Origin of the sequence: Hominimerdicola aceti (genome assembly GCF_025567495.1) — a bacterium.
GTDB classification, from domain to species: Bacteria; Bacillota; Clostridia; order Oscillospirales; family Ruminococcaceae; genus Hominimerdicola; species Hominimerdicola aceti.
Map to the genome: position 1 here is coordinate 108207 of NZ_JAOQJZ010000001.1, position 15797 is coordinate 124003.

Annotated in this window: 18 protein-coding genes and 2 tRNA genes; 13 read left to right on the forward strand and 7 right to left on the reverse strand. The window is 41.7% G+C overall.

Going from position 1 to position 15797, the window contains the following annotated elements:
* Positions 1 to 5 precede the first annotated feature (5 nt).
* A complete protein-coding gene (locus OCV57_RS14455) occupies positions 6 to 539 on the forward strand; it encodes a hypothetical protein (RefSeq protein WP_174255853.1) in 534 nt (177 codons plus the stop codon).
* Here the strand turns inward: OCV57_RS14455 and OCV57_RS00650 are convergent.
* The 4 genes from OCV57_RS00650 to OCV57_RS00665 form a co-directional block, all read right to left on the reverse strand.
* Positions 508 to 1275 carry a class I SAM-dependent methyltransferase gene (locus tag OCV57_RS00650; protein ID WP_004010385.1) on the reverse strand — a complete coding sequence of 256 codons (768 nt, stop codon included), beginning with the start codon at positions 1273 to 1275 and terminating at the stop codon, positions 508 to 510. The two genes, OCV57_RS14455 and OCV57_RS00650, sit on opposite strands and share 32 nt — an antisense overlap.
* Positions 1276 to 1325: 50 nt before the next feature.
* Entirely contained in the window at positions 1326 to 3245 is a 1920-nt protein-coding gene (gene tet(W) / locus OCV57_RS00655) for a tetracycline resistance ribosomal protection protein Tet(W) (RefSeq protein WP_267300203.1), read from the reverse strand.
* A 645-nt stretch (positions 3246 to 3890) separates the two neighbouring features.
* Entirely contained in the window at positions 3891 to 4325 is a 435-nt protein-coding gene (locus OCV57_RS00660) for a hypothetical protein (RefSeq protein WP_267300204.1), read from the reverse strand.
* Positions 4326 to 4335: 10 nt separating this feature from the next.
* Entirely contained in the window at positions 4336 to 6735 is a 2400-nt protein-coding gene (locus OCV57_RS00665) for a type I restriction-modification system subunit M (RefSeq protein WP_267300205.1), read from the reverse strand.
* A gap of 326 nt (positions 6736 to 7061) precedes the next feature.
* On the opposite strand from OCV57_RS00665, the gene OCV57_RS00670 reads away from it, so the two are divergent.
* The 9 genes from OCV57_RS00670 (at position 7062) to OCV57_RS00710 (ending at position 10149) form a co-directional block, all read left to right on the forward strand.
* On the forward strand, positions 7062 to 7256 hold the full coding sequence (locus tag OCV57_RS00670) for a hypothetical protein (RefSeq protein ID WP_267300206.1): 195 nt from the start codon (positions 7062 to 7064) through the stop codon (positions 7254 to 7256).
* Positions 7253 to 7408 (forward strand): hypothetical protein, encoded by a 156-nt coding sequence (locus OCV57_RS00675; RefSeq protein ID WP_267300207.1) that lies wholly within the window; start codon positions 7253 to 7255, stop codon positions 7406 to 7408. The genes OCV57_RS00670 and OCV57_RS00675 overlap by 4 nt, the downstream gene beginning before the upstream one ends.
* Positions 7401 to 7559, forward strand: coding sequence for an XkdX family protein (locus OCV57_RS00680; protein ID WP_267300208.1), 159 nt, complete (start codon positions 7401 to 7403; stop codon positions 7557 to 7559). The genes OCV57_RS00675 and OCV57_RS00680 overlap by 8 nt, the downstream gene beginning before the upstream one ends.
* The gene (locus OCV57_RS00685; RefSeq protein WP_117939621.1) at positions 7531 to 7719 is read left to right on the forward strand and encodes a hypothetical protein; all 189 of its coding nucleotides are present in this window, start codon (positions 7531 to 7533) and stop codon (positions 7717 to 7719) included. The genes OCV57_RS00680 and OCV57_RS00685 overlap by 29 nt, the downstream gene beginning before the upstream one ends.
* Positions 7716 to 7985: a hypothetical protein gene (locus tag OCV57_RS00690; RefSeq protein ID WP_117939623.1), complete on the forward strand. Its 270-nt coding sequence runs from the start codon at positions 7716 to 7718 to the stop codon at positions 7983 to 7985. Before OCV57_RS00685 ends, OCV57_RS00690 begins: the two co-directional genes overlap by 4 nt.
* Before the next feature lie 4 nt (positions 7986 to 7989).
* On the forward strand, positions 7990 to 8808 hold the full coding sequence (locus tag OCV57_RS00695; RefSeq protein ID WP_267300209.1) for a GH25 family lysozyme: 819 nt from the start codon (positions 7990 to 7992) through the stop codon (positions 8806 to 8808).
* Positions 8809 to 8982: 174 nt separating this feature from the next.
* Positions 8983 to 9234: a type II toxin-antitoxin system HicA family toxin gene (locus OCV57_RS00700; RefSeq protein WP_267300210.1), complete on the forward strand. Its 252-nt coding sequence runs from the start codon at positions 8983 to 8985 to the stop codon at positions 9232 to 9234.
* Complete coding sequence (locus tag OCV57_RS00705) at positions 9231 to 9773, forward strand: type II toxin-antitoxin system HicB family antitoxin (protein ID WP_267300211.1); 543 nt, start codon at positions 9231 to 9233, stop codon at positions 9771 to 9773. Before OCV57_RS00700 ends, OCV57_RS00705 begins: the two co-directional genes overlap by 4 nt.
* Positions 9721 to 10149 carry a hypothetical protein gene (locus tag OCV57_RS00710; RefSeq protein WP_267300212.1) on the forward strand — a complete coding sequence of 143 codons (429 nt, stop codon included), beginning with the start codon at positions 9721 to 9723 and terminating at the stop codon, positions 10147 to 10149. Before OCV57_RS00705 ends, OCV57_RS00710 begins: the two co-directional genes overlap by 53 nt.
* Before the next feature lie 199 nt (positions 10150 to 10348).
* On the opposite strand, the gene OCV57_RS00715 is transcribed toward OCV57_RS00710, so the two are convergent.
* Both OCV57_RS00715 and OCV57_RS00720 read right to left on the reverse strand, forming a co-directional pair.
* Positions 10349 to 10424 (reverse strand) — tRNA-Thr (locus OCV57_RS00715).
* A gap of 66 nt (positions 10425 to 10490) precedes the next feature.
* Positions 10491 to 11381 (reverse strand): tRNA lysidine(34) synthetase, encoded by an 891-nt coding sequence (locus tag OCV57_RS00720; RefSeq protein WP_267300213.1) that lies wholly within the window; start codon positions 11379 to 11381, stop codon positions 10491 to 10493.
* A 128-nt stretch (positions 11382 to 11509) separates the two neighbouring features.
* Here OCV57_RS00720 and OCV57_RS00725 point away from each other — a divergent pair, with 128 nt between their 5' ends.
* A complete protein-coding gene (locus tag OCV57_RS00725; RefSeq protein ID WP_267300214.1) occupies positions 11510 to 12067 on the forward strand; it encodes a CYTH domain-containing protein in 558 nt (185 codons plus the stop codon).
* Between the two features lie 159 nt (positions 12068 to 12226).
* Positions 12227 to 13081 (forward strand): amino acid ABC transporter substrate-binding protein, encoded by an 855-nt coding sequence (locus OCV57_RS00730; RefSeq protein WP_022287469.1) that lies wholly within the window; start codon positions 12227 to 12229, stop codon positions 13079 to 13081.
* 123 nt (positions 13082 to 13204) lie between these two features.
* On the opposite strand, the gene OCV57_RS00735 is transcribed toward OCV57_RS00730, so the two are convergent.
* A tRNA-Ser gene (locus OCV57_RS00735) sits at positions 13205 to 13297 on the reverse strand.
* Positions 13298 to 13751: 454 nt separating this feature from the next.
* On the opposite strand from OCV57_RS00735, the gene OCV57_RS00740 reads away from it, so the two are divergent.
* Positions 13752 to 15632: a substrate-binding and GGDEF domain-containing protein gene (locus OCV57_RS00740; RefSeq protein ID WP_267300215.1), complete on the forward strand. Its 1881-nt coding sequence runs from the start codon at positions 13752 to 13754 to the stop codon at positions 15630 to 15632.
* The last annotated feature ends 165 nt before the right edge of the window (positions 15633 to 15797 follow it).

Consider the following 15797-nt stretch of genomic DNA (forward strand, 5'->3'; position numbering starts at 1 on the left):
CCAATATGTACGCCGATCACTCGCTGCGGCTGGCGCAGGAAATAGTAACGAAAAATTTCTTCCTGCGTCTGCTCCGGCAAAAGGGCAAGGGCGGCGGCAAGCTCCGCATGATACAGAACGGCGGTCTGGCCGCAGGCGGTAAAAAGATATTCTTCAAGCTACTCCGGCTCGGCAAGCTGGACAAACTTTTCACTCATCAGATAATCAAGGGAAACTTCCCGTTCCCACCTCCGGCGCAGCTTCAAGATTTTATCTATGGCTGCGTGACGAATGACTACCTTGCAAAAGGCATTGAATGTGTACTGGATATGCACCTTGTAGGCTTCATCTTCGGTCATGGAAATTCCCCCTCTCTGAATAATAGTGCGGGGCGGCAGCACTCCTTGCTGTCGCTCCTTGACTGCCTAACTGCGAAACCGGGCGGGGCTGTCAACGGTGGGCGAAGCCCGTTCATCTTGACCGCCCGCTGGCTCGGCTGGCTTTGCTATTTACCCGACAAACTTGAATTTATTGTAAGGTATCACGTTTTACCTTCTTAAGCCTTACTATCATTACCATAGGAATTTCTTTGTTGGTTTTGAAACATTCTTCATAAAATCCATCAATGACAAATCCAGCTCTAAAACAAAGGTTAAAAATATCTTGTATGGAACGATGATAATAAATCTGCTCTTTCGGTTGCCCTTCAATCGCTATATCATAGTAACTGTGCGGTGTCATATATTTTTCAGTCAACGTGACAAAACAAGGGTGTTGCGTTGCAAAGACAAAAATTCCGCTTTCCTGCAACAGTTCATAAACAGCCATAAGAAGTGGTTCAATATCCGTAATATCCATAATTGCCATATTAGAAACTGCTTTAGTAAAGGCTCGATTTCTTTTTAATTCTAATATACTTTTTCTATTGGTCGCATCCGCCACACAAAATTCAATTTGTTTTGCATATTGTGATTGCCGTCTTTTAGCCAATTCTATCATTTTTTTGCTGTAATCAAAAGCGACAACCGAAGCGCCTCTTTGTGCAAGATACGAAGAATAATTTCCATTGCCACACGCAATATCCAAAATATAATCCGCAGGATTAGGAGATAGAAGTTCCGTTACTTTGGGACGCACTACCTCTCTGTGAAATTCATTAGATTCGTCACCCATTGCATTATCCCAAAATTGTGCGTTCTCCTCCCAGATTTTTTTACTTTCCTCTGTTCCCATGTTCTCTCCCACTCCCAAAATTTGCTTTTTTGCTTCCATTAAATCTTCCTTACGATATTCCATTGTTACCCTCCATAACTTCTGATTGTTGCCGTCTTGACGATTATGTATCTTTACATTACCTTCTGAAACATATGGCGCACCTTGTCCAGGCGGTTGTTTGGACGGCGGGGCTGGATGACCGGCTGGCCGACAGCGGCCTGATACCCTTTTAGCTCTGTAAGGCATACGCTCTGCCCGTTGGTGTAAAAGGCCAGATCAGTACGGTATGCCTGTATACAGCGGGCGGGAATCTCGCCAGTAAAGACAACTTCATCCTTTTTTACCTGGGCCGTTTCGATGGTGGCACAGTATTTCGGTGCATCATGATAAGCCCTGGAAAGGTATTCCTGGGGCGCATAGAGGGTGAAGGAGAGATAAGGTTCCAGCAGCTGCGTCCCCGATTCCTTCAATGCCTGTTCCAATACAATCGGGGCCAATGAGCGGAAGTCCGCCGGCGTGCTGACTGGACTGTAATAAAGCCCGTATTCAAAGCAAATCTTACAGTCCGTTACGTTCCAGCCGAACAAGCCCTGCTCCAGCCCGTAACGGATACCATCCCTGACAGCGTTTTGAAAACTCTGGTTCAAGTATCCCAGCGAAACCCGGCTCTCGTATTGTACGCCGGAGCCAAGCGGGAGTGGTGTAACAGACAGTCCGATAGATGCCCAAAACGGGTTGGGCGGCACCTCGATATGGATGGTGTGGCTGGCTGCTTTGAGCGGCCGCTCCATATAAATGACGGTGGGTTCCTTTACCACTGTTTCAAGCTTGTATTTTTCCGACAGCAAAGCGGAAACAACCTCCAACTGCACCCGGCCCAAAAAAGAAAGAATGATCTCATGGGTGATGGAATCCACTTCGCAACGCAAAAGCGGGTCAGTATCCGCAAGTTGCGTAAGAGCGTCCAGCAGCCGTTCTCTTTGCGCTGCCGTTTTCGGCGCAATCGTCGTCCGCAGCATGGGGAGGGGGTCCTCGCGCCACCTTTTACGAGGGAGCCGGGTTTGATCCCCTAATACATCGTTTAACCTCACGCTGTCGCTGGGAAGGATAACAATTTCGCCCGGATAAGCGGTGTCTGTCCGAACAATTTCCCCTTTGGATGGAATACGCATCTCTGTGATTTTCAGCTTTTCTCTCCCGGCCAGGGCCACCGTATCCCGCAGGCGCAGCGTTCCGCTGTATAGCCGCAGATAGACACGCCGCTGGCCGCAATCGGTGTACTCAACCTTGAAAACGCTGCCGCATAGGGTGGCGCTCCCCTGTTCCCCAATCGGTTGGAACAGTCCTGTCACCGCATCCATCAACGGTTGAATGCCAAGGCCCTTTTTGGCGCTGCCATGATAGACCGGAAACAGGGAGGCTTCTTGAACCCGCCGCTGTTCCTCCCGCGCAAGTTTTTCCTGGCTGATTGGTTCTCCTGCGATATACTTTTCCAATAATGCATCGTTATTTTCGATGACCGCATCCCATGCTTCTATGTCGGTATTTTCCTCCAGGACTATTTCCGGGGACAGCGACACCGTCTGCTTGATGATAATATCGGCGGAGAGCTTATCCCGAACAGACTGAACCACGCTCTGCAAATCAACGCCAGCCTGGTCGATCTTGTTGATAAAGATAACGGTGGGAATGTTCATTTTCCGCAGGGCATGGAACAGAATACGGGTCTGGGCCTGCACGCCATCTTTAGCGGAGATCACCAAGATGGCCCCATCTAAAACAGCCAAAGAGCGGTACACCTCCGCCAAAAAATCCATGTGGCCGGGCGTATCCACAATGTTGACTTTACATCTGTGCCACTGGAAGGAAGTGACTGCCGCTTGAATGGTAATCCCACGCTGCCGCTCCAAAAACATGGTGTCCGTCCTCGTTGTCCCTTTTTCGACGCTCCCCGGTTCTGAAATGGCTCCGCTGGCATATAGCAGGCTCTCCGTCAAGGTCGTCTTTCCAGCGTCTACATGGGCAAGAATTCCAATATTGATTATTTTCATGTGATTGTCCTCCCTTTACTGCCCCGAAGGGCATAAAAATCCCCAGCAGTAAAATACTTTTACCACTGGGGATGATAATTTGCGGACATACACATATACAGCATACACCTGTTTGTGAGTGCTGTTTTTGGGGATATGTCAAAACTGATAAGGCAAAAGTATTCTTAAATTGGGTACAAAAAACTAAGCCCCTACAAAAGGGACTATCATAATCCTTTGTTCCCACTATTTGATTATAGTTTTATTTAAGAATACCTTGCCGCATATTTTTTACTCCTTTTCTAGAATAGAATTATTATATCACATCAGTTTTAGGAAAACAAGTATCTAAAAGAAATTTTTCTTCCCCTTATATGTAACAATCATACCGGCTTCCTAACGTTCAGAATGGTTTCTACTGTCTGCTGCGGTGTTTGGTTGGAATTGTCCAGCCAAAAGCCGATCCGTGGTGTTGTCTGCATTTTACTAAATACAAATTCAATGTATACAGAAAGAAATATATAAGGAGTGGGAGGGATTCCGCCGTAGTCGGCATTGTAGGAAAATCCAAAAGTTTAGATTTTCTCAAAATGCTTATCTTTTGGTCTTTGGTTCGGAATAGTGTAGTGCTGGCGGTCTATCTATTGTTTTCGGTTGCTTGCTTCTTTACCGTACATGAGCATTATCTCTGAGCTTATATGGGATAAATTCAGATGAACCTATCAACGGCATTTTGGATTCAGGCTTTAAATATATATACCCTCTTGTCATTCCGAGTTTTGAAACAAGAATATCGCAGTCTGAGAGTATAGTTTTGTCAGAATTCAATACGTCAGCAACGGCAACATTGTTTTCATTAATTATTCCTTCGCCTGGTGTTTGATCCGAAATATTTATTAAATAGTAATCATCATTCAGCTCTCCCTTACTAACTTTGCTTATGGGGAGTGGTATGAGCAAATCAGATAATGCTTGCAGTTGTCCATTATATTGAAAAGCATTCCACGAATCCTGTGAAACAAAAATTCCGTATTTCGCATCGCATCTGCATTGACCGCTTATACTGAAAGTCGAGCTGTTTATAGTAGCTTGCTTTATCATTTACTCACCTTCAATCCCATTCGATTTTTCTCATTTCATCAAGCACGGTTTCTACTACATTATCGTCAACAACAGGTTCATTATTATTTACCGAACGATAAAGCTCGTTAATTGTTTCTTTCTCAGATCGAGTCGTTCTCTTGTAGCCGATGCTGTCAACCTCAGCCATAAAAATATCATAAGACAGCTGCTTTGCAACATCGGAGAACACCCACCAAACATTTACATAACCAAAATAGTCCTGCAAATCCTTATCTAATTTAGTGATAGTCGTAAGCTCTGAACGGTATTTTGTAACAAGCTCAACTACACTCTTATCCTTATCAGCAGGAGAAAGGTATGATTGAAGCATTGCCTTTATAACTTCAGCTTCTTCTTTTTCCGTCAGATTTTTGATAGACGGAAGTTTCGCCTTCGCTTTCTTGCCATCAACTACATCAATAATGTTTTCTGTTCTTGTTTTAAGCTGCGAATACTGTTTTGATACATCAACCCATATCTTGTTCCATTTTTCAATTTCGGCTTGTGTTTTCTTCTGAGCAAATAATATGCTTGTCTTAGTAGAAGTAAATGGCTCAAAAGCAAGCTGGGGCAAAGAAACAACAGCCTTCACCTTGAAATACTTGTAAATGAACAATCTGATATACTTATTCTCCGACGTATCGAACACGCTTTCAGGCAACACTGCTGCAAGTCTCCCATTTTCACGGAGCAACTGATACCATCTTTCAATAAAGAGATTTTCGGAGTTTTTCTTATCTCCAAAAAGAAATCCTTTTTTCAGTGATTTTTTCGTATCATTATCGAGTTCAACACTGAACGGAGGATTGGTAAGAATTAAATCAAAATTACCATTTACTGATTTATCTTGATACAAAGCATCATCTTTGCTGTCATGGAGTACGTTAGGAGATGATTCTTTGACATACTGAGAAAAAGGCAATAATCCGTCCTTCACAAATATATTTGTAGAACCATCACCGTGCAAAATCATATTGACCTTTGTAGCAGTGCCTAAGTTAAAATTGATTTCAGAACCGTAAATGAATTTTGCGGCCCATCTGTTTTCACGATTATCAATTCCAAACCATTCAGCAAGTGCGTCTTTAACTTTTCTTGCTGTTCCCAAATCAGCGTTATACCCTGTAGCACCACGATTACGATACTTCATGTTGAGGGTTATGAACTTCATATATTCAATCAGAAATGTTCCGCTTCCTGCTGAAGGATCAACCATATATGGTATTTCCAAATCGTTCTTTATACGCTTTATAGCAAGCCGGTCAGCCTGGATAGCATAAAGCATAAATCTTACAATATTTATATGTGTGAAGAATTGACCTTTGCTCTGTTTAAAGCCGTTTCGGATAATACCCTCAAAGAAATCACCGAGTATATCTTTTCCGCTTAAACTGTTTTTTCCATCAACAAAAGAAAGACCTTCCATTTTCTGAACGGCATACTTCAATTTTGAAAGTGCGAACTTCTTGGTGTCAATAACGTATGATTTCTCAAGTTCCTTTGTATCATTGATATAGAGTTTAGACGATAATGCTCTACGATACAGATCATTTATACGATCGAAGAGCTGCTCGTTAGTTTCAAACTCTTCATCACCGCCCTTATCAAAAGTAAGGGATTGAAAATCATAAGTATCGCCATCTTCCTTTTCATCCTCGTCTTGAATCTTAGCAAGAATGAGGTTTGTTAATGAGGAGAAAACTTCGTTGTCATCTGTTCCTCCGCCACCCCAAAGAACATTATGTAAATCAATCTGAAGCTGAGTAAGCATCTCATTATTGAAATCAGTTTCGAGATCCTTTGAAGATGCCTTTACATAAGGTGTTTTTTGTGCTTTTCCATATCTTGCAGGAAGCGTATTAGTTGAGTTACGACCATTTTCCCAATCAGTAAAAGTTGGATATTTTTCAGTATCAATGATGATACACTCATCGTAAACGCTACCCTTTGTATCGTTTGTAGTGTACAGAACAAGATACTTTACTTTGTGCCCTTCGTTCTTCTCCATCCCTGCAACTTTATAAAGCTGCTCTTTGATTAACTGATCTTTATCTTCCGAGGCATAAGCATCTGGAGATTTACATTCGATAAACAAAAAAGCATCGCCATTACTATCTCTGACAATGACATCAATTCTACTTGTTATAGTATGAGGGCGACCTGCTGTATATTCTGTTTCTATCTCGATTCGATCGGCTGGGTAACCGAGTTCATTTACAAGACGAGTAAGCAAAAAGGCTCGTGACACTTCTTCATCGCCTGGAATGTCACGAATATCTCTTCCAGTCTTTATGCCCGAATACTCGATTTTACACTTATCTAAATCTAATACAGAAACAATTTTCTTATCAAAACTGTTAATATATTTCTCAATCAGTTTGCGATCCATAATCATTACCTCCATAATCGACGGTATTTATACAATTATACCACAATTCGCCCAAATAGTCAATCACTCTGGTACTCTTTTTTCTTGTTTTTCACTGAGGAAAACATAATGTGTAAGGAGAAAACTAAAGATGAAATCAGCTAATGAAAATAGCAAGAGCCTTACTCTCCTTGATAGGAGTGTAAAGCTCTTTTCATAGCCTGCCTATTTGTCTTGGTTTAGAGATACTTCTTTATGGAGCATCACCGAACGTTGACGGATTTGTTTATGTCAACGATACGTCCTACACCGACGCTACCGCATTCAAACAGGCAATGCAGGGCGTAATGCTATATTACGAATTGGAAACCCAAATCGTAACGGACATATCAACCCTAATTGACGACGACTTTCTGCGAAATCTAACAGTTGAGGCAGGCGGTTCAGTGATTTTCAAAAACAGCAATGACAACTATCACATACCAGTGCCAAGCGAAGAAGAATACATCGTCAAACTGTCAGAGATAGGAGGTACAACATGACAGAGCTACAAGAAGAAATGCTGAAAGCCGCAGGGCTGACGGAAGACAATTTTCGCAAGCCCAAAGTCACCGAGATAGACAGAATAAAGGCAAACGTTGATTTTCTGGCTATGCTGAACGGTGTTGAGTTGGAGGTGGGCGGCGATGAGTAAAAACTATGCAAAGGTCAAGAGATACTATGACAGCCGTTTGTGGTCGGTTGCTATGGTGCACGCCGCCGTCGGCAAGTGGATCACGGCTGAGGAGTATGAGATGATAACAAAGGAGGTATACCATGAAGCAGAAGTTAGCGAAACTCATTGATGTAAAGTCCATTGTAACGCTGTTCTTGACAGCGGTGTTTTGCGTGCTGGCACTTCGACGCACGATCTCAGCAGAGCAGTTCATCACGGTGTTTACGGTGGTGATCTCGTTCTACTTTGGCACGCAGAGCGCCAAAAGAAAGTCAGGTGATGACGAGTGACGGAAGCGATAATAGTTGCACTGATAACAGCTGCTTCGGCGGTAGTGTGTCAGCTCGTTATAGCATCTAACAGCCGTAAGACTATGCAGCAGGCACAGTACGACAGCCAAAAGCTGATAGAGTACAAGATAGACAAGCTGTCTGAGCGTGTGGATAAGCACAATTCCGTTATTGCTCGGACTTACAAGCTTGAACAAGATTATGCTTTGATCGACGAGAAAATCAAGGTGGCTAATCACAGGATTGATGATTTAGAAAGGAAGTAATTTTATGGCAAAGACATTCAAGGGTATTGACGTTTCACAGTATCAGCAGAACATTGACTTCAAAAAAGTAAAAGCGGCTGGTATCGACTATGTTATCATTCGTGCAGGCTTCGGCAAGTACGCACATCAGAAAGACCCATATTTTGAAAAAAACTACAAGGCGGCTAAAGCGGCAGGGCTAAAGGTCGGTGCTTACTGGTACAGCTATGCGGCAACTGTCGCTGACGCAAAGGCAGAGGCTCAAACTTGTATCAACGCTATCAAGGGCAAGACGTTTGAGTATCCGATATACTTCGATCTCGAGGAGCGTTCACAGTTCGCAAAGGGCAGAGCATTTTGCAACAGCCTTGTCAAGACTTTCTGCAATGCACTTGAACACGCAGGCTATTGGGCAGGACTGTATATCAGCCGTTCGCCTTTACAGCAGTACATATCTGCCTACGTCGCTAAGAGATATGCTCTTTGGGTCGCTGAGTACGGCTCACGTTGCAACTACGGCAGAACATATGGTATGTGGCAGTACAGCTCCACAGGCAGAGTCAGCGGTATCAGCGGCAATGTTGATATGGACATCTGCTATGTGGACTATCCTGCGAAGATCAAGGCGGCAGGGCTGAACGGCTTCAAGAAGCAGGCTATCAGACCGACTAGCAAGCCGTCTGCAAGCCACGCCAAGAAGACAGTGACTTATACTGTGAAGCGTGGTGACACACTCTCGGGCATCGCACGGCGTTACAAGACCACTGTTGCGAAGCTTGTCAAGAACAATGGTATCAAGAACCCGAACATTATTTATGCAGGGCAGAAAATAAAGATTAAGTAGGTAGTAAGACAGCCGTCTCGGACTTTTATGGGTCTGAGGCGGCTGTTTTTTTGTTCTTAAGGAATAAATGCCATTATTTTTTTCATATTATTTTAATAAAACCTATTGACAAACGATTCAACCAATGATATTATATATAATATCATATTGAGCTTTTGAGGCGGTGCTTGTAATTTGTCAAAAATTGATAAGGCAATGAAAAAGTTTTATAATAAACCTATACCTAATGATATAACGTTCGATGAAGTAGTTAGTGTAATGACGCATTTCGGTTGTATTTTAGATAGTGGTGGAAATCATCCCAAAATTGTTTATCCTAAATTAGGTTATGTAATACCCGTTCCAAAACACGGAAAATGTGTTGGCGAGGTTTACATAAAGCAGTTGAAGGATTTGCTTGATATGATAAGGGAGGAATTAACATGAGATATGGATTTGATGTTCAAAAAATGGAAGTTGAGGGGCACGAGTTCTATTGTATTAAGAGTAAATGCTTAAAAGGTTGCGTGGCTCAAGGCGAAACTGTAGATGAAGCATTAAAGCTTTTTGAAGAATTGGAGCAGGAGTGCATTAAAACTTCAAAAAAGTATGGCATACCAATTCCAGAAGAAATCGTTACTAAAAATATTGAATATAGCGGCAAAATTTTACTGAGAATACCAAAGTCTTTGCATCGTGAAATTGCTGAACTTTCAATTATTGAGGGCGTTAGCATTAACCAATGTATCAACTTGGCTCTTAGTAAATTTGTAGGAAAAGCAAGCGGATTTAGTGAGTGTTTAAAAATGTATTCTCCGGTACTTTCCGTAGGTTGTAAGGCCGCCAATATAGAAAGAGCTTTTGAAAAAGTTAACACAAGTAGATCAATGGTTGGTCATAGAACTTTTTTGTCATATAACGGAGGTGTATTTAATGGTTTTACAGGAAATTATAAGCAATCCGCAGCTGTCTCTCAAAAAAATTGAATATAAGTCCTTACCAACAGATACTGAAAATGATGAATTAAATGTTGATGTAGCAGATAATTTTCATTCTAAACTCAGTAAATCAGGTGATAAATTATTAGTTGTATTTTCCAGAAATATTTCAATGAATCCACCGCAGCTTTTTGCTATTACAGTTGAATATTTAGTTTCATGGGATATTAAAGAAGAAAATTTTCCGCAATTAGTTGAAAAAATCGATAATTGGAATAACGATGAAATTAATACTTTATGTTTTACTTCAATCGCAGAATCTGTTTTTGTTATTTCACAATTAACGAAAGCGGCATTTATGCCACCGCTACTAACACCATGTGAATTTGTTGATTCGACTGATGTTACGGATGATGAAGCTTGATCAAAGCCGACAGAGAATAATAACTCTGTCGGCTGTTTTTTTTGCTATACAATTCTTGCACGAAAAAAGCTTTGACATCATAATCTATGTTCCACTACATAGTCCCTTATCGTAAATTTTCAAGGAATATCACAGAACATCACACAAAACAAAAACAGCTATCAAACCACGCATTTACGCAATTTAATAGCTGTTTTGCTGGAGCTGCTAACCGGGCTTGAACCGGTGACCTCGTCCTTACCAAGGACGTGCTCTACCTACTGAGCCATAGCAGCAAACCAATTACAGTAATATATTATACACTATCTCTGCCGCTTTGTCAAGCCCTTTTCACAACTTTTTTACTCTATTCCCTCATCATCACCGTCATCTGCCTGAACGCTTGGGTCGTAATCATCATATGTGTCCATAAAATTGTACTTCTTGCCTTTGTATTCGTATTGTATCACAGTACGCAGATTGACGTTATAAACGCTCTTGAAGATATTGTTTTCGATGTTGGGATTGGTGGCACGAAACTTTGCTATAAGCTCCTTCATTTCCTGCCGCTTTGATACCTCACCCTTTTTCTCTGAACCCTCGTAGCTCTCAGTGAAACGGCAGGCACAGCGGATAAAATGCAGATCGTTCTGCTCCACCCAGCGGATAATGTCCGCCTCTTTCACCATGTACAGTGGTCTGATAAGCTCCATGCCTGCGTAGTTCCTCGAGTGTAGCTTCGGCATCATAGTCTGAATCTGTCCTCCGTATACCATGCTCATGAGTATGGTTTCTATAACATCATCAAAATGATGTCCCAAAGCTATCTTGTTGCACCCAAGATCCTGCGCAAATTTGTAAAGCCAGCCACGTCTCATTCTTGCACAAAGATAGCATGGGTTGCGTTTTGTGTTGTATGCAATGTCAAAAACTTTCGTCTCAAACATCTTTATGGGTATTCCCATAAGTGCCGCATTGTCGATTATTCTCTGTCTGTTGGCGTCACTGTAACCGGGGTTCATTACAATAAACTCCAGCCCTATGTCCATGCCTTGATATTTCTGCAAATGCTGCATACACTTAGCAAGAAGCATTGAGTCCTTTCCGCCTGATATGCACACCGCTATTTTGTCCCCCGGCTTTATCATATCGTAACGCTCATATCCCATTACGAATTTATTCCATATATCTCTGCGAAAATCAGTAACGATGCTCCGCTCTATCTTCTGCTGTGGAGTCAATATTCTTGACATCTCAAACTCTCCTTAAAATCATATACTTAAATTCTACTATTTTTATGGGAATTTGTCAACCATATTCATGTTGACATTGTATTGTGATATTGTTATAATATAATAAAGTATTAAAGCAGGAGGATATCATGAACGAAAATATAGAGCGTGAGATAAAAATTTCTCTCACAAAAGAACAATATAACACCGCTGAAAAGCTTTTTCAGTGGAACAAAATAATAGAGCAGACCAATTTTTATTATATTCCACAGCAGGATACGGGCATGACAAGTATCAGGGTAAGACAAATAGGGGATAAGTATTTTTTGCAGCTTAAAGCACCTATCTCCGAAAACGGTGCACTTCATGTGAAAAAAGAGTATGAACAACAGCTTGACAGCCTGCCAGAAAAGCTCACCGCACAGGAGCTTTCACAGCTTGTGGGGAGAGATTTCCCTGCCGCTGACCTTGCAGGCTCTTTGCATACTCAGCGCAAGCTCTGCACCGATTTCGACCATGTTGAGATATGCCTTGACAAAAGCGAATATCTCGGCTTGACAGACTATGAGTTGGAACTTGAATATACAGCCGACTATCCCGAAAAGCCTTTGGAGATACTGAAAAATGCAGGTATCACACAGGGAGAAGCGGTAATAGGCAAGTATGCAAGATTCATGGAAAGAGCCAAAAAGCTTGGTAAGTGCTGATTTTCGCCTATCTGCGGTCATTTTCTATGAAAAAGCACCCACAGCCTGCAAAGGTTTGGGCAATAATGATAATTGACAGTGACGTTATAATATGTTATTATATTAAAGTGTTAAAACGTATGAAATGGTATTTTGAAGATACCCGAAAGGAAGTTAATAATGAAAAGATCTATTTTTAAGACTATCGCATCACTTTCCGCTGCTGCCATGATGCTTTTGGCTGTAGGCTGCGGAAGCACATCTGATTCTTCATCAGCAGCAGGCACAAACAGCACAGCCGCTGCAACAGGCGAAGATAACTCACTTCAGAAAGTTCTTGATTCAGGCAAGCTTGTGCTTGGTCTTGACCCAACATTCAAGCCAATGGGCTACACAGACGAGAACGACAACATCGTAGGCTTTGATATCGACGTTGCAAAGGAAGTTTGCTCAAGACTTGGTGTAGAGCTTGAAACTTACTCTGTAAACTGGGATACAAAGGAGCAGGACCTTAATGCAGGCACAATAGATTGTATCTGGAATGGTCTTTCTGTCAGCGATGAGAGAAAGAAAGTAATGCTCATGAGCGAGCCTTACATGAAGAATGAAATGGTGTTCGTTGTAAACGGCTCAAGCGACGTTGCTTCACAGGCTGATCTTGCAGGCAAGAACATTGCCGTACAGAACGGCTCAACAGCACAGGAAACACTTCTTGCATCTGACGTTGTAGCAAATGGTGCGACAACAACAGAGCTTGCAACAAATGTTGAAGCCCTCCAGCAGTTGGAGCTTAACATGGTAGACGCAGCGTTCCTTGACTCAGTAGTTGCAAACTACGAGATATCCACATCAGGCAAGGATTACAAGGTGCTTCCTGACGGCCTTGACCCAGAGGAGTACGCTATCGGCTTCAGACTTGGTGATCAGGCACTTTGCGACAAGATCGAGGAGATCCTTCACGAAATGAAGCAGGACGGCAAGCTCGCTGAGATATCAACAACTTGGTTCGGAAGCGACATCACGACCATAGAATAATCACAAAAACATTCAATCGGACAGTCTTCGGGCTGTCCGATTTTTTTTGCTTATTAAGTTTTTTTCGTGTCATATCTTTAGAAAATAAAAAAGTCTCGCAAACAACGTGTTTACGAGATTTTTTGGCGGAGAAGGAGGGATTCGAACCCTCGATGAGCTATTAACCCATACACGAGTTCCAGTCGTGCGCCATAAACCGGGCTAGGCGACTTCTCCAGTTTATCATTTTTTTATATGTGTCACACTATCTAAGCGACTTTAATATTATACCATATGATCTTTTACTTGTCAAGACATTTTTGAAACTTTTTTTGTTCTTTTCTTATTCAGAAGTACTGTGTAAAAAAAGTTTTCTCTGCGATGCTTTATTAACAATATTCTGAAAAGTTTTCATTTTATTTTCTATATGAACATGTTACCGAAAGTTTTCGCAACTTCGAAAACGATTAAGCAAATTGTTTAGTTGATTTATAACAAATTTAATCAAATATATGTATTGGTAATATTGAAAACAGCTTAATAATTTTACCACTAAAATAAAAAAGTCGTTAAAAAGTTTACGAAAATTCACAAAATGCCTTTGACAACTCGTGGCAAATGTGGTATAATATTTGAATGACTGTAGGGTGCAGTGCGTCTAAATGCAACATTATAGAGAAGGTGAGACATTTTGGGAAGAAAACGCATTGGAGTGATATTGTCTGAGGCAGAAAGCTATTATCAGGAAAGATTGCTGAAAGGCGTAATGACAAAGGCTTTTCAGCTTGACTATGATGTGCTTATCTTCACAAGCTTTGTCAAAGTGTCATTCTTAAAAGCAGTGTCTGTTGGAGAAATGCAGATATATGACGCTATAAATTATGATAAGCTCGATGGCGTTATCGTTTTGGCAGATACATTAAAAATGCCTGGGCTTTTTGACAAAATATGCAGGGATATAGATGAGAAATGTCATGTTCCTGTGGTTTTTATAGATGGAAGCTATAAGGACTATGAAAGTATTTATACCCGTGACGAAATACCCTTTATGCAATTGACAGAACATCTTATCGAGGTCCATGGATGCAGGAAGATACTTTTTTTGAGCGGTGCGCTGGAGACTGCCACCACTCGTGAACGGCTTGCGGGATATAAGCGTGCCCTTGAAAAGCATGGCATAGAGTATGATCCGGACTTTGTCTGCTTTGACGGAGGCTTCTGGTATGATAAAGCGGCAGAGGTGGCAAATAATATCATCTATGGCAGACGTAAAAAGCCTGACGCTATCGTTTGCTGTGGAGATTATATGGCCATAGGCGTTGTACATGAATATCAGAAAAACGGTTTGAGCGTGCCTGAGGATATGATAGTTGCAGGTTATGACGCAATAGACGAGGCTATCCATTGCGTGCCAGCTATAACCTCTTGCTCACCGCCGATCTTTGAAACTGGCGTGAACGCAGTAATGACCATTGAAGCAAGGATCAAAGGCGTTGAACCGCAGGGACTTATGGAGGACGGCGGCAAGGTGGAGATAGGTGCTTCCTGCGGCTGTCATGAGGATTATAGCTATACAAAGCGTGATCTTTTATCATCTCAGAACAAGATGAATTATCATGACTTTTTGGACAGCAATATGACCGATATAATGGCTTGCTCTAAAGATCCCGATGATCTGATGGCCAGGATACAATATTTTCTCTATCTTATCATTGGTCATGAGAGGTATTATCTCTGCCTTAATGAGGATTGCCTCGGAGAGCATGAGATAGTCGGTGAGATCTCCACTGTTCCAAAGGAATATACAGAAAATATGGTGCTTTATATAAGAAACGTTGACGGCAAAAGCAGAACTCTTCATGATCCTTTTGAACTCAAAGAGATATTTCCTGATCTGGATGAAGAACGAGAAAGCCCTTGTGCATTCTTTATCACCCCGGTACATTTTATAGATCGGTGCTATGGCTATGCTGTATTGTCTTACGGTGACGAAATAAAATCGATAGATATCACTTATCGTAATTGGACAAATCATGTAAGCAATGCTCTGGAATCAATGCGGATACGAAACTCCATAGCTAATCTTGCAGTCCGTGACGCTATGACAGGTGTTTATTCGAGAATAGGCATTGAGAAAAATATCCAGTTTGTTGTTGACAGAATGTCAAATCCGAAAAATAAGGCTTTTATCGCTGTCTGCGATCTGGACTGCCTTAAAAAGATAAATGATAATTTTGGCCATAACTGCGGTGATATTGCAATAAAAGCGATCGCAGACGCAGTTTTGGCATCGACAAAAAATAACGAGATATGTGCAAGGGTAGGCGGCGATGAGTTTGTGGTGATAGGCTGTAACGACTATAACGACAACTATCCTGAACGATTTTCTGCAAGGGTCAACGACCGTCTTAGGGTATATAACAAGTTTGCAGGTAACGAGTTTGAGGTCAGCGTTAGTATAGGCGGTATCTGTAAACATATAACAGATGTCCACGAGCTTGAAGATATGTTTACACAGGCGGATAAGATAATGTACGCAAGTAAATTGGAAAGACATAAAAACAGGAAATAGCAATAGATAAAATATCAGTGCATTACAACGGACGGTCAGTGATCGTCCGTTTTTGCGTGTGAGAGACACATATCCACTTGACTTATAGGCTCAAATGTAGTATAATGTAAAAGTTAAGGCGGTTTTCTGCCTGTTAGTAAGACGATTTTTTCGGAAAGGAAATGG